This is a genomic window from Hymenobacter sp., assembly GCF_031398885.1.
Lineage (GTDB): Bacteria > Bacteroidota > Bacteroidia > Cytophagales > Hymenobacteraceae > Hymenobacter.
In genome coordinates, this window is record NZ_JANNOD010000057.1 from 54601 (window position 1) to 67636 (window position 13036).

The window sequence follows — 13036 nt, forward strand, 5'->3', positions numbered from 1 at the left end:
AAACCGCGTTTGGAGGCAACCTCTTATTTTAAGCGAAACGTGAACGGTAATTCGTACAAGACGCTGACGGCGCGGCTACCCAGCCGGCCGGGCACCCAGGCGTCGGGCACGGTGCGGCTCACGCGCAGGGCTTCTTCGTCGCAGCCGCTGCCGATGCCCCGCACCACCCGGCGGGCGCCGACGTGCCCGAGCGTGTCAATGACAAAGCCGATGATGACCTTGCCCTCCACGTTGCGGGCCAGGGCCGCGGCCGGGTAGTTGAGCTTGGCCGTGTACGCGGCCAGCGCCTCGTGCCCGCCAATGAACCAGGGCGCCTGCGTCAGGGCGGTCCGGGTCCAGGTGCCGGGCGTGGTTTCGGCTTCGTAGGTCTGGTCGTCGAGCCGGGAGAAGAGCAGTTTGCCCGTCGTGTGGTCGTAGCGCTGGGACACCACCCGCTCTCCAGTAGCCGAGTAGCTGAAGTATTCCCATTCGCCAACTTTTTTGCCTTTGCTAAGCGCGCCGCTTTCCCATTTGGTGGCACGCTGGTTTTGGGCGGCCGCGCACAACGGTAAACAAGCCATCATGCCGAGGAGTAAATTTCGGAGCACAAGCAAGAAGAATTATGTACTACAGTAATCCCAGTTGGGGTAAGGCTGGTAAATATAGGAGCCTTAGCCTCATTAAAATCAAGGTTTTGAATGTACTCAGCGTCTTTGTTGATATTGCATTATATTTTATTGCTGACATCCAAATAAGTACCAGTCAGCGCCCGGCCCAATAATTTATTGCACATTCTCCAACTGCTGCAAGTTGGCGGCGTGGCGCGCGGCAAAGAAGCACAAGGGGTTACGCGTTACTTTTTGGTTCCGCGAAGGAAGCACCATCCGGCACGATGCTCAGCCAAGCGGGCGCTCATGCCGAACGCAGCGGAACAGCCACACCGCTGCGTCGGGCCGGCCTGGGTTACCGCTGCGGGAACCATGCCGGGCCACGTCAGCCCTTTGGGTTAGCAAGCGTGACGCTGGCTAAGACACAAGGTTTTCGGCCGGCCTCGGCTTCTCCAGTGCGGTTCTCTGGTTCGTGTGCCCGGTGCGCTTGGGCAACCCCATGAAACTTGCGTCGCTGTTTTGCGCTTATACTTGGCCAATTGGTGGGCACGGTTCGTCTCGCCAAAACCGCCGCATTTTTCTCATGGAGCCCGCCATCCTGCTGCCCGCCGCCAGCTACGAGTTTGCCCGCATTGAAAAGGTGAGCGGCGGCGGCCCGCCCGTACCGGCCTCCGACCAGCTCGCCGCCGAGGAGCCGCTGGAAATTCGCGTGGGCTACGAAGTGGACGGCCAGCGCCGGCACCGCACCCTGTCCGTGACCATGCGCACGCCGGGGCACGACGAAGAGCTGGCCGCCGGCTTCCTACTCACCGAAGGCCTCATCCATAGCAGGGCCGACGTGCTGGGCATCATCCCCTGCCCCGACGTGCGGAAGGCCGAGGAAGCCGGCAACGTGACCCGCGCTGAGCTGGCGGCCCACGTCAAAGTTGATTTCGGGGCCCTGGAGCGGCACTTCTACACCAGCTCCAGCTGCGGCGTGTGCGGCAAAACCAGCATCGACGCCGTGCGCACCGCGGCCTGCCCCGTGCTGCCCGCCGCTGGCCCGCGTCTTGCCTATGAAGTCGTCCACCAGCTGCCCGGGCGCCTGCGCGCCGCCCAGGCCGGCTTCGAGCAAACCGGCGGCCAGCACGCCGCCGCCCTGTTCACCCCGGCCGGCGAGCTGCTGCTGCTGCGCGAGGACGTGGGCCGCCACAACGCCCTCGACAAGCTCATCGGCGCGGCGCTGCTGGCCGACTGGCTGCCGCTGCACCAGCACGTGCTGCTGGTGAGCGGCCGCGCCAGCTTCGAGCTGGTGCAGAAAGCGGCGGCGGCGGGCATCGGCATCCTGGCCGCGGTGGGCGCCCCGAGCAGCCTGGCCGTGCAGGCCGCCGAAAGCTTTGGGATGACGGTGCTGGGTTTCGTGCGCCACGAGCGGTACAACGTATACAGCCACGGCTGGCGGCTGGGCAGCTAGCCGCCCCACCGGTAATTTGCTCAATTGCTATAGTTAATTGCAACGGCCGAGGGGCCTTTGCGTTACATTTGGGACCGCTCGCTAGGCGGCCGTTTTGCCCATGAAGCTTCGCATCGAAGACGATACCTTGCGCCTGCGTCTTTCCGGGGACGAAATCGAGGAGTTTGCTGGTTCCGGCCGGGTCACCGCCACGGTGCATTTCGGCTTCGGGCCCGAGCAGCAGCTCACCTACGCGCTGGCGCGGGGCTCGGAGCCCGCCCAAACCTTGCCCCATGCCGAGCCGGTGCAGGTGCACTACGAGCCGGGCGCCATTACGGTGCGGGTGCCGTTTGCGCTGGCCCGGGCGTGGGTCGAAACCAGCCAGGTTGGTTTCGCGCACGACGTGCCGCTGCCTGATAACCAGCGCCTTCGCATCTTAGTTGAAAAGGATTTAGACTGCCGCCACCGAGGAAGTGTTGAGGGTTGAGCTTTAAGTTTTGAGGGCGCAGCCGGCTGATGCGTGCCTCCGGCCCAAAAAACTTGACGTTTCCTGAAATCAACATTCAATCATTAAAAATCAACACTTTAATATGGAAGATTCCCCCGTGACCGACCCCAGCAAAGCCGGCAAAGCGCACGAGCAGCAGGCCAGCGACGCGCCCAAGAGCGGCGAGCGGCCCGACCAGGGCACCGCGCCAGCCGCCGACTACGAAATCCCCGCCGCCGACCACCCCACCATGGCCGGCCACGAAGCCAGCGCCGACGCGCCCACGCGCCGCATTCCCGCCCTGGAAACGGCCAATGCCAAGTACCTGCACCCCGTGCTGGCCCAGCCCACGGAGGCGCTAACCGGCCTGCGCCTCGAAGGCCGCGAGAAAGTGGCCGCCGGCGTCACGGCCGTGCTCAAGTCCATGCAGTTCAGCTGGGGGCAAGACGGCGTGGGGCGCGGCACCAAGGCCCTGCTCGGCCTCAACCAGAAGGACGGCTTCGACTGTTCGAGTTGCGCCTGGCCCGACCCCGACGAGCACCGCTCGGTGGCCGAGTTTTGCGAGAACGGCGCCAAAGCCACCGCTTCGGACGCCGACGACAAGGCGGCCGGCCCGGAGTTCTTCGCCCGACACAGCCTGGCCGAACTCTCGCGGATGACCGACCGCGACCAGAACAACGCCGGCCGCCTCACGCACCCGCTGGTGAAGCGCCCTGGCGACAACCACTACTCGCCCATTGCCTGGCCCGATGCCTTCGACATCATCGCCAAGGAGTTGAACGCGCTGGATTCGCCCGACGAGGCGGTGTTCTACACCTCGGGCAAGGTGCCCAACGAGCCGGCTTTCCTGTTTCAGTTGTTCGTGCGCCAGTTCGGCACCAACAACCTGCCCGATTGCTCCAACATGTGCCACGAGAGCAGCGGCTCGGCCCTGAGCCCCACGCTGGGCCTGGGCAAAGGCTCGGTCACGCTCAACGACATCCACGAGGCCGAGGTCATCCTCATCATTGGCCAAAACCCGGGCACCAACCACCCCCGTATGCTCTCGGCCCTGCAGAAGGCCAAGCGCAACGGCGCCAAAATCATCAGTGTCAACCCGCTGATTGAGGCCGGCCTGGTGGCCTTCAAGAACCCGCAGGATTTCATGAATCCGCTCCGGGCGCTGGGCGCGCTCATGGGCGACGGCACCCCGATTACCGATGTGTACCTGCAGGTGCGGGTCGACGGCGACATGGCCCTGCTGCGCGGCCTGATGAAGCACCTTTTCGAGGCCGAGGACCTGAACCCCGGCCAGGTGGTCGACCGCCAGTTTGTGGAAGAGTTCACCACGGGCTTCGAGTCGTTCGAGCAGAACATCCGCAACACGAGCTGGGAAGACATTGAGGAGGTGAGCGGCATTTCGCGCGCCCAGCTGCTCGAAGCCGCCAACCTGCTGGCCCACAAGCAGAAAATCATCACCTGCTGGGCCATGGGCATCACGCAGCAGCGCAAGGGCGTGCAGACGATTCAGGAAATCGTGAATCTGCAGCTCATGAAGGGCGCCATCGGCAAGCCCGGCGCGGGCACCTGCCCGGTGCGCGGTCACTCCAACGTGCAGGGCGACCGCACGATGGGCATCTGGGAGCGGGTGAATTCCACCTTCCTCGACTCGCTGGAGAAGGAGTTCAAGTTCACGGCTCCCCGCGAGGACGGCCTCGACGTGGTGGAGAGCATCAAGGCCATGCACCTGGGCAAAACCAAGGTCTACTTCGGCCTGGGCGGCAACCTGCTGGCCGCCGGCCCCGACACCGAAATCATCGCCGACGGCATGCGCAAGCAGAACCTGACCGTGTACGTGGGCACCAAGCTCAACCGCGGCCACCTGGTGACGGGCAAAACCAGCCTGCTGCTGCCCTGCTTCACGCACGTCGACATCGACCTGCAAAAGTCCGGGCAGCAAATGACGTCCTGCGAAAACTCGATGGGCGTGGTGAGCCAGAACAAGGGCATTCTGGTGCCGCTGGCCGGCGAGATGCTGAGCGAAGTGGCCATCATCTGCGGCATGGCCATTGCCACGCTCGGCGACCGCACCACCACCGACTGGGTGGCCATGACGGAGAACTACGACGTCATCCGCGACCACATCGCGCGCGTCATCCCCGGCTTCGAGGGCTTCAACGAGAAGCTGCGCCGCCCCGGCGGGTTCTACCTGCCCAATGGCCCGCGCGAGCGGAAGTTCACCACCAAGAACGGCAAGGCCAACTTCTCCACCACCACGTTGGACAAGCCGCACCTCGAACCCGGCCAGTTGGTGCTGATGACCGTGCGCAGCCACGACCAGTTCAACACCACCATCTACGAGTACAACGACCGGTACCGCGGCATCCACAACGAGCGCCGGGTGCTGTTCATGAACCCGGCCGACCTGGCCGACCGCGGCCTCAAAGCCCAGGACCTCATCGACATCACCAGCCACTTCGAGGGCGAGGAGCGCCGGGTAGAGAAGTTCGTGGCCGTGCCGTACGACATTCCCCAGGGCAACGTCTGCGCCTACTTTCCCGAGGCCAACCCGCTGGTGCCCATCACCAGCGTGGCCAAGGTGAGCAATACGCCCACCTCCAAGTACGTGGTGGTGACGGTGGTGCCCACAGCGGTGAACAACGAGAAGCGCGTGCAGGCGCGCGAGGCAATGATGGCGCAGGCGTAGCTACCCGCCTCGCCTGGAACCGCTGCCCTGGCCCTTCTCTTGGCGAGAGGGAGAGCCTAAAAAGTCAAAAAGCCCCATCTCTGTGCTGAGGTTGGGCTTTTTGACTTTTTAGGACTGACACCGCGAATTACCTTGTGTACTGATGCCCGAGAGGACCACTGACTTTGAGATTACCGCCGTTCAACTCAATTTTGAACTGCCATTGTTGGAATTGTTACTGAGCGTGGAGCGGCAAATTGCGCGGGCACCAGTGGAAGTGGCATTTGTCTTCGACAAAGACAAAGAGCTCATTGTGAGTCGCCAGGGTGCAGTAAAACTGATACGATTTGCTGACACGGAGCTGGCAAGAATGACCGACTGCATCCTGACCCATAATCATCCAAGCCATGGGCCCTTGAGTCGAGAAGACGTAGAATTTGCCCATGATTACGAACTACGTGAGTTACGAGCCGTGGCGGGACGTTGCGTCTATCGATTGTTGCGGCCTGCCCTCGGTTGGAATAGGCTACTCCTGGCGGAGGTTTGGGAAAGTGAAGAGAGGAAAATTATTCGCCAGTTTCGACAAGACCGCAATCGACGGCGAGCCGAACATAAAATGAACAGCTTGGTAACAACCGTCGTTAAGCGGTTATATTTAACTACTATTCGAGAGAAAATATGAAAAAGCGTATGACAACCGGACTTGCTACTGAAAAAGCTGCGCAAATCCGCATCAAGCATCTTTTGGATGCGGCTGAAGCTGATATGCTACAACTGCCCCAACAGCTAAGAAAACTCTCAGAAATCAGCAAGCAAAAAGCCGCCCAGTAAGCGGCTTTTTCTTTAAAATTGTAATGCAAACTGGCTATGCCGATAGCTCCCCAGTCTTCTCCAAGTCGAACAGTTCGCCCAGCAACTCCACCAACTGGCACGCGTCGTCGCGCTTGCAGGCCGATTTGAGGTGCAGCACGTGCTGCTTGAGAATCTTCTGCATCAGCGAGCGGGTGGCTTCGTCGAGGAGCTTGCTTTCGGCGGGGGTGGCGCGCTTCTGGTAGCGGTCCAATTCCTCCTGGCGCAGGGTTTCGAGGCTGGCCTTCATCTTCTGGATGAGCGGCGAAACCAGCATTTCCTTGGCCCAGTCCTGCAGGCCGGCCAGGCTTTCGGCGATGATGGCGCGCACCCGGGGCACGGCGGCCAGGCGGGTTTGCAGCGCGGCCGAGGCCTTGCTCTGAATGGCGTCGATGTTGTAAATCAGCACGCCGGGCACCTGCTCCACGTCGGGGGCAATGCTGCGGGGCACGCTCAGGTCGACGAAGAACTTGAAACTGAGCACGTCGAGGTTTTCCACCAGCTCGCGGGTGAAGAAGGGCTCGTCGCAGTTGATGGAGGAAATAATGACGTCGGCTTCCTTGAGCGCGGGCACCAAATCCTCAAAATCGATGAGGCGCATGCCGCATTCTTCGGCCAGGGCCTCGGCCCGGCTGCGGGTGCGGTTGCAGATGGTAATGTCGCCGAAGGCCTTGCTGGCGGCCAGGTGGCGGCACACATCGGCCCCGATTTCGCCCAGGCCCACCACCAGTACGCGCGGGTTGGCCACGTCGGCGGTCAGCTCTTCCACCAATTCCAGCGCCGCGTAGCTGATGCTGGCGGCACCGTCGCGGAAGCTGGTTTCGGTCTGAACGCGCTTGTTGGTAAAGAAAACCGTGTGCAGCAGGCGGTGCAGGAAGGGGCCGGCGGCGTCGGCATCGGCGGCCCACTGGTAGGCCATCTTTACTTGGTTGCTGATTTGCAGGTCGCCCACCACCTGGGCGTCGAGGCCCATGGCGACTTCGAACAGGTGCTGGGTGGCCGCGTCGGGGGTGAGCAGCAGGTCGAAGTAGGGGAGAAAGGCGGCGATGTCGGCGCGGTCCTTCAGGTGGCCCAGGGCCAGGATGATTTCGCGGCTGCGGTCGTCGTCGGCCGCGTAGTAGACTTCGGTGCGGTTGCAGGTGCTGAGCACCAGCAGGTCCGAGAGGCCCAGGTCGTGGTGCAGCGTGTGCAGGAAACGGCGACAGGCGGCTTCGTCCAGCGAAAGCAACTCCCGGATGGCCAGCGGAGCTTTCTTAAACGAGAGGCTAACGGCCTTGAACGGATGCGACATAGACGAAATCGGCACGAAACCGGCCCACAAAAATACGGCAGGATTCGGCAAGAATGAAACAGCTAAATCGGGCCCGTGGTTCGGGTCAGAATACAATTTTCCGGGAGCCGCCGGACGGGTCCCCGTACCTTTGCATCATGCCCACACAAACTTCACCCGCTGCCAATCGTCCACTTGCTGCTGTCCCCGCCGCGGTTGCTTCCGGGGCCAGCGGCGGCGAGAAGAGCGGGACGGGGCGTCCGGCGGCCGGTCCGCCCGCGCCGCTGGCGTGGGCGCTGCTGTTGGTGCTGGCCGCCATCTGGGGCACGTCGTTTATTCTGATGAAAAAAGGCTTGCTGGTGTTTTCGGCCACGGAGTTGGGCGCTACCCGCGTGAGCGTGGCGGCCCTGCTCTTGCTGCCGTTTGCCCTGCGCCACGTGGGCGGGGTGGCGCGCAGCCGCTTCAAGTGGCTGGCGCTGAGCGGTGTGGTGGGGACGTTAATGCCGGCGTTTCTGTTTGCCTACGCCGAAACCAAGCTGGCCTCGGGGCTGGCGGGGGTGCTCAATGCCCTGACGGTGGCGTTCACGCTGCTGATGGGGGCCTTGCTGTTTGGGCAGCGGCTCACGGGGCTGCGGGTGCTGGGCATCGCGCTGGGGCTGGTGGGCACGGTGGTGATGCTGCTGCTCGGCGGCAGCGGCGGCTCCGACACGCCCACCGGCGAAGGCAACGCCTGGTACGGCCTCTACATCGTGGCGGCCACGCTCGGCTACGGCGTGAGCGTGAACGTCATCAAGCACAAGCTGGGGGGCCTCACGCCCATGGCCGTGACGGCGGTGCTGCTGCTGCTCATCGGCGGGCCGGCACTGGCCTACCTGCTGCTGGGCACGGCGTTTCTGCACAAGCTGGCCACCGTGCCGGGGTCCTGGACGGCGTTTGGCTACATCGCGCTGCTGGCCACCATGAGCACGGCCGTGGCCATGGTGCTCTTCAACCAACTCATTCAGCAGTCCACGGCGCTGTTTGCCTCGTCGAGTACCTACCTCATTCCCATCGTGGCCCTGGCCTGGGGCGCGCTCGACGGCGAGACATTCAACCTCTGGCACCTGCTGGGCATGGTCGTCATCCTGGCCGGCGTGCTGATTATCCACCGGGCGCGGTAGGACGCTGCTTGACGCTGCGCTTAATGAGGAATGAGGAATGAGGAATGAGGAATGAGGAATGAGGAAGTTCGGGCCCTCTTGCTGTTTTCCAATTCTTCATTCCTCATTCCTCATTCTTCATTCCTCATTAAGCGCAGCGTCAAAACGCTGCCGTTATGCCTAGCTGTCCCCAGCGGTGCGGGCGGCCGCCCGCAAACTCTGGCGATACCCAGGTGCCGGTGGCTGCGAAGCTGAAGCCGCCGCACGCCAGCACCACGCCGCCGGTGCCGCGCAGCAGGGCCCGGCGTACGTCGTCAGCAGCGATGGTGTAGGGGTTGGCATCGGTAAAAATTCCGCCCTGCAGCGTGGCGTTGTAGCCCACGAGGCGCGCCTCGAACGTGGCCTGGCCGTAGAGCTGCCAGCGCCGCAGGCTGGCGCGGCTTTGCGGACCCGCCACGCCCAGGTTGGCCAAGTAGGGGTTCAGCCGCCCGGCCCGTAGGCGCACGCCCGTGCCGGCGTACGTGTACAGGGTGCTGAGCGACGCCTCGGCGCTGCCCAGCAGCTCGGCGCGGCCGGGGATGGCCAGCAGTTGCTTTTCAAAAGCCCCCCGGTAGCCCAGCACCAAGTCGTTGCGGACCTGGTTGCCCCAGCCGCGCGGCTCGGAATTATTCGTGACGCGGTGAATGGCGGTTTGCAGCTCCTTGCCCCCGGCGGCGGGACCAATGAAGCCCGCTTCCAGCGCCGTGGTCAGCCGCTGCCGCCCGGGCCGGGTGCTCACCCGAAAAAACGACGCGTACACGTAGGCCGCATACGGCCGGTCGCCCACGCGGATGAACGGGTCCTGAATGCGCAGGGGCGTGAAGCCGTCGTAACGCAGCGTGATGCCGTGGTGCTGCTGGCTGCCGCGGGCGCCGCCCGGCAACAGGTACCGCACCGGCGAGCGGGCCAGCGCCGGGTGCACCAGCGTCAGGGTCATGCCCTGGGTGAAGTAGTAGTCGGTGCGAAAAAACAGGTCATTCGCGTAGGTGTAGCCCAGCAGCCGGTCGGCGCTGACGGGGCGCAGGGTATCGGGCGGGGCGGTGGCGCGGGCGGGGCTGGCGCGGACCAGCAGCAACAGCGCAAACGGAAGGGCTGGCGAATAGCGCATGAAGTGGCGGAACCTGGAGGCTTGCGGTCACACGTACGTGGCCTGGCGGGGCGGGCGGTTTGCAGCGGCCGGAAATGGACTGGCAACGCCCGGCTGCTGCCGGCTCAGTGGCCCCGGGCCTAAGATTCCGGCCCCACGTAGGGCCACTCCTGAAACCGGGCCGGCAGGCCCGCTTGCCGGGCATTGCCGCGCACGTAGGCCAGCACGCGGGTCAATTCGGCTTCGTCCCGCACGGTGTATTCGAACCAGCCGGTTTGCCAGAACTCGGCCTCGGGCGGCAGCTTGGGGCGCACCAGGCGGCGGCAATGGGTGCCCGTGCGCAGGTGCAGCAGGTCCACAGCTTTCGCAAAAGACAGGTCACTGTTTTCGGGCAAATGCAGCACGAGGTGCGCGTGGTTGGGCAGAGTAGCGAAGCCGTGGACCACGAAGCCGGTTTCCTCCAGCATCATGATTTCGCCGGCCAGCACTTCGGCCATCTTTTCGTCATCGAAATAGGCCGGGCCGATGGGCGCGCGGTCGAGCACGGCGTCGAACTTGGCAAAAAACTGCTTTTGGGCGCGGCGGGGGTCAGTGCCAGCTTCCTGGGCCTGCCGCCGCTCAGCCGCCAGCGCGCGGCCGGTGGCGGCGGGCACGGTGCCGCGCAGGCGAAAGGTGAGGAAGGAAGTTTCGCCGGGGGCCATGCGCGGGGGCATTAGGGAACGTGAAGCTGTTTATCCGGCTCCCGAAGTAGGGTGCGGGGCTGGCCCCCGCCCGTCGTTGCCCGAACTACCCCTTTTTTCGCAAACCACTTCGCCACGAGTGTAGCAATTCCGGCGCTGGTCCAAATGGGGGTGGTAACCTACAATACAGCTGATTGTTAACTGCTTAAAAATGCAGTCAACGAGGCGCAAAAGCATTTTTCTACTCGTTGCAGTTAGTTGACATAATCCTGCCACCTCATTTTAAACCACCGCCACTATAAAAACCCATAATCCAACTTATCCTCCTAAAGTGGATTATGGGTTTTTATAATCCACCTTTCGCCATTGTACTAACCACTGCCGGCTGCCCCAGCTTGGAGTTGGAATACCCGTAGCCGAAGTACACGCCGAGCCCAATCAGCAGCCAGACAAAAAACAGCGTCCAGTTGCTGATGCCGAGCTGGGTCATCAGGTACAGGTTGATGAGCAGGCCCAGGGTGGGCAGCAGCGAGAGCTTCTTACGGAACGAGAGCACGCACAGCGCGATGCAGGAGAGGAAAAATATCAGCGTCGGAATCTGGTGGGCGAAGCCGCCGATGATTTTGCCGCCCCCGTCGAGCAGCAGCCAGCCGTGCTGCCCGCTGAGGTCTTGCCAGAAGCCCTGGTTGCCGGTGGCGTTGTAGCGCAGGAGCAGAAAAGCGCCCCCGGCCAGGATGAGCGGCATCAGCCACTGCCCGTTAACGTAGGGCACCTTGAAGCGGGCTTCGGAGCGGCCGTAGGGGTCGATGACGAGGATGCCGCCGCACACCAGCGCGAAGGCGAACAGCGTGCCGATGCTGGTGAGGTCCACTACCAGGTCCATGTTCAGGATGAGCGCCGGCACAGCCACGAAAAAGCCCGTGACAATGGTGGCGAACGAGGGCGTGTGGAAGCGCGGGTGAATGCGCGAGAACACCGGGGGCAGCAGCCCGTCGCGGCTCATGGTGAGCCAGATGCGCGGCTGGCCCAACTGAAACACCAGCAGCACCGAGGCCATGGCAAACACGGCGCTCACCGCCACCAAGCCCGAGAGGCGCGGCATGCCAATTTCGGCAAACACGAAGGAGAGCGGGTCGCCCACGCCGAGCTTGGTGTAGGGCACCATGCCCGTGAGCACCAGCGTGATGATGACGTAAAGCACCGTGCAGATGACCAGGGCGTAGAGCATGGCCTTGGGCAGGTCGCGCTGCGGATTTTTACATTCTTCAGCGGTGGTCGAAATGGCGTCGAAGCCGATGTAGGCGAAGAACACCGCCGACACGCCCCGGAGCACGCCGCCCACGCCGTTGGGGGCGAAGGGCGTCCAGTTGCTGGGCTGCACGTAGAACGCGCCCACCGCGATGACGATGAAGACGATGACGAGCTTGAGCAGCACCAGCAGGTTCGAGGCGTTCTTGCTCTCTTTGATGCCGACGTAGACCAGGGCCGTAATGGCCACGACGATGGCAAAGGCGGGCAGGTCGACGACCAGGCGCCAGTTGCCGAACAGCTCGGGGGCCGTGGTCCAGGCTTTGTAGGCCTCCAGCTGGGTGGGGCTGGCGGCGCTGAGCGGCTTGCCGGCCTGCATCAGGCCCAGCACGGCCTCGTAGCCGGCGTGACCGGTCTGGAAGCCCATCGTGAGCCAGACCGGGATGTGCAGCCCGATGCCGTCCATGAGTCCGGTGAAGTAGTCCGACCACGAAATGGCCACCACGATGTTGCCCACCGCGTATTCCATAATCAGGGCCCAGCCAATAATCCAGGCTATGAGTTCGCCAAACGAGACGTAGGCATAGGTGTAGGCCGAGCCGCTGACCGGCACGGTGGCCGCGAACTGCGCGTAGCACAGCGCCGAAAACGCGCAGGCGACGGCCGTGAACACGAACAGCAGCGACACGGCCGGGCCGCCGTCGAGGCTGGCCTTGCCGATGGTGCTGAAAATGCCGGCCCCGATGATGGCCGCGATGCCCAGCGCGGTGAGGTCGCGCACGGTGAGGTGGCGGGCCAGGCCGCCGGGGGAAGGGCCTTCGTGGTCGGCCGGGGGATTCTGCAGAATGGCCGCAATGGTTTTGCGGCGAAACAGGGACTTTTCAGGAAGCATGCAAAGGCGGGAAGCGGGTTTGGGGGCGAAAAGATAAAACATAAAGCGGGGGGCGTGTGGAATTGCCGCGCCGTGGGCATCAAAGCCGTACTGCCCATTATCCCCGTCAGGCCCATGCGCTCGCCCATTTTACTCACCATTCCGCAGCCCTGCAACGAAAGCTGGGCCGCCATGACTCCGGCTGCTACCGGCCACCACTGCGCGGCGTGCCAGCAAACGGTGGTCGACTTCACCCGGCACACCGACGCCGAAATCCTGGCCCATTTGGCCCGGGCCGCGGGCGCCCGCACCTGCGGGCGCTTCGCGGCGGGGCAGTTGGAGCGGCCGTTGCAGCGCGCCGCCCCGGCTGCCCTCACGCGGTGGCGGGCCTGGCTGGCGGCGGCCATGGCGGTGTGGGCGGTGCGGGCGGCCGGCGGCAGCAGGGCGCACGCGCAGGCTCCGGCCGAGATGCACGAAATGGGCAAGCGTGTCGCGAAGCCTGGCTATACCGAGGCTATTCGCAGGCCCGATGTGGCGCCGAGTGTCTCGTCCGGCTATAGCTATACAGGTGGAGGTGATAATCCGGCCTGCGCTTTACAGGCCGGGGTGGTAATCCGGATTGGACTTTACAGGTGAGGAAGATAAGCCGCGAATTTATTTCCGCCGCCAGGGCTGGGTGTCA

The 13036-nt window shown here is 63.7% G+C and carries 12 protein-coding genes; 7 read left to right on the top strand and 5 right to left on the bottom strand.

Translation table 11 applies throughout. The annotated features are described in order from the left end of the window. Positions 1–23: 23 nt before the first annotated feature. The gene (locus RMO51_RS11895; RefSeq protein WP_310394883.1) at positions 24–563 is read right to left on the bottom strand and encodes an energy transducer TonB; all 540 of its coding nucleotides are present in this window, start codon (positions 561–563) and stop codon (positions 24–26) included. 607 nt (positions 564–1170) lie between these two features. Here RMO51_RS11895 and fdhD point away from each other — a divergent pair. The 5 genes from fdhD (at position 1171) to RMO51_RS11920 (ending at position 6002) form a co-directional block, all read left to right on the top strand. After that, on the top strand, positions 1171–2040 hold the full coding sequence (fdhD, locus tag RMO51_RS11900) for a formate dehydrogenase accessory sulfurtransferase FdhD (RefSeq protein ID WP_310394885.1): 870 nt from the start codon (positions 1171–1173) through the stop codon (positions 2038–2040). A gap of 100 nt (positions 2041–2140) precedes the next feature. Then, on the top strand, positions 2141–2506 hold the full coding sequence (locus RMO51_RS11905) for a DUF7009 family protein (protein ID WP_310394887.1): 366 nt from the start codon (positions 2141–2143) through the stop codon (positions 2504–2506). 103 nt (positions 2507–2609) lie between these two features. Beyond that, the gene (locus RMO51_RS11910; RefSeq protein ID WP_310394889.1) at positions 2610–5192 is read left to right on the top strand and encodes an FdhF/YdeP family oxidoreductase; all 2583 of its coding nucleotides are present in this window, start codon (positions 2610–2612) and stop codon (positions 5190–5192) included. A 142-nt stretch (positions 5193–5334) separates the two neighbouring features. Then, positions 5335–5853 (top strand): hypothetical protein, encoded by a 519-nt coding sequence (locus RMO51_RS11915; protein WP_310394890.1) that lies wholly within the window; start codon positions 5335–5337, stop codon positions 5851–5853. Next, positions 5850–6002: a hypothetical protein gene (locus RMO51_RS11920; RefSeq protein WP_310394892.1), complete on the top strand. Its 153-nt coding sequence runs from the start codon at positions 5850–5852 to the stop codon at positions 6000–6002. Before RMO51_RS11915 ends, RMO51_RS11920 begins: the two co-directional genes overlap by 4 nt. Before the next feature lie 34 nt (positions 6003–6036). Here RMO51_RS11920 and hemA read toward each other — a convergent pair whose 3' ends face one another. After that, complete coding sequence (gene hemA / locus RMO51_RS11925) at positions 6037–7311, bottom strand: glutamyl-tRNA reductase (protein WP_310394893.1); 1275 nt, start codon at positions 7309–7311, stop codon at positions 6037–6039. Positions 7312–7448: 137 nt separating this feature from the next. Between hemA and RMO51_RS11930 the strand changes: the two genes are divergently transcribed. After that, entirely contained in the window at positions 7449–8450 is a 1002-nt protein-coding gene (locus RMO51_RS11930; protein WP_310394895.1) for a DMT family transporter, read from the top strand. 139 nt (positions 8451–8589) lie between these two features. Here RMO51_RS11930 and RMO51_RS11935 read toward each other — a convergent pair whose 3' ends face one another. The 3 genes from RMO51_RS11935 to RMO51_RS11945 form a co-directional block, all read right to left on the bottom strand. After that, the gene (locus RMO51_RS11935) at positions 8590–9576 is read right to left on the bottom strand and encodes a lipid A deacylase LpxR family protein (protein WP_310394896.1); all 987 of its coding nucleotides are present in this window, start codon (positions 9574–9576) and stop codon (positions 8590–8592) included. A gap of 119 nt (positions 9577–9695) precedes the next feature. Then, a complete protein-coding gene (locus tag RMO51_RS11940; protein ID WP_310394898.1) occupies positions 9696–10256 on the bottom strand; it encodes a transposase in 561 nt (186 codons plus the stop codon). Positions 10257–10581: 325 nt separating this feature from the next. Then, a complete protein-coding gene (locus RMO51_RS11945; protein ID WP_310394900.1) occupies positions 10582–12375 on the bottom strand; it encodes an amino acid permease in 1794 nt (597 codons plus the stop codon). A 114-nt stretch (positions 12376–12489) separates the two neighbouring features. Between RMO51_RS11945 and RMO51_RS11950 the strand changes: the two genes are divergently transcribed. Then, positions 12490–12990, top strand: a complete 501-nt coding sequence (locus RMO51_RS11950; protein WP_310394901.1) for a hypothetical protein — start codon at positions 12490–12492, stop codon at positions 12988–12990. Positions 12991–13036: the final 46 nt, after the last annotated feature.

What these genes read in the sequence shown, in the direction of transcription:
- RMO51_RS11895 (WP_310394883.1), bottom strand. Translation starts at nt 563, where the DNA reads ATGATGGCTTGTTTACCGTTGTGCGCGGCCGCCCAAAACCAGCGTGCC.
- fdhD (WP_310394885.1), top strand. Translation starts at nt 1,171, where the DNA reads ATGGAGCCCGCCATCCTGCTGCCCGCCGCCAGCTACGAGTTTGCCCGC.
- RMO51_RS11905 (WP_310394887.1), top strand. Translation starts at nt 2,141, where the DNA reads ATGAAGCTTCGCATCGAAGACGATACCTTGCGCCTGCGTCTTTCCGGG.
- RMO51_RS11910 (WP_310394889.1), top strand. Translation starts at nt 2,610, where the DNA reads ATGGAAGATTCCCCCGTGACCGACCCCAGCAAAGCCGGCAAAGCGCAC.
- RMO51_RS11915 (WP_310394890.1), top strand. Translation starts at nt 5,335, where the DNA reads ATGCCCGAGAGGACCACTGACTTTGAGATTACCGCCGTTCAACTCAAT.
- RMO51_RS11920 (WP_310394892.1), top strand. Translation starts at nt 5,850, where the DNA reads ATGAAAAAGCGTATGACAACCGGACTTGCTACTGAAAAAGCTGCGCAA.
- hemA (WP_310394893.1), bottom strand. Translation starts at nt 7,311, where the DNA reads ATGTCGCATCCGTTCAAGGCCGTTAGCCTCTCGTTTAAGAAAGCTCCG.
- RMO51_RS11930 (WP_310394895.1), top strand. Translation starts at nt 7,449, where the DNA reads ATGCCCACACAAACTTCACCCGCTGCCAATCGTCCACTTGCTGCTGTC.
- RMO51_RS11935 (WP_310394896.1), bottom strand. Translation starts at nt 9,576, where the DNA reads ATGCGCTATTCGCCAGCCCTTCCGTTTGCGCTGTTGCTGCTGGTCCGC.
- RMO51_RS11940 (WP_310394898.1), bottom strand. Translation starts at nt 10,256, where the DNA reads ATGGCCCCCGGCGAAACTTCCTTCCTCACCTTTCGCCTGCGCGGCACC.
- RMO51_RS11945 (WP_310394900.1), bottom strand. Translation starts at nt 12,375, where the DNA reads ATGCTTCCTGAAAAGTCCCTGTTTCGCCGCAAAACCATTGCGGCCATT.
- RMO51_RS11950 (WP_310394901.1), top strand. Translation starts at nt 12,490, where the DNA reads ATGCGCTCGCCCATTTTACTCACCATTCCGCAGCCCTGCAACGAAAGC.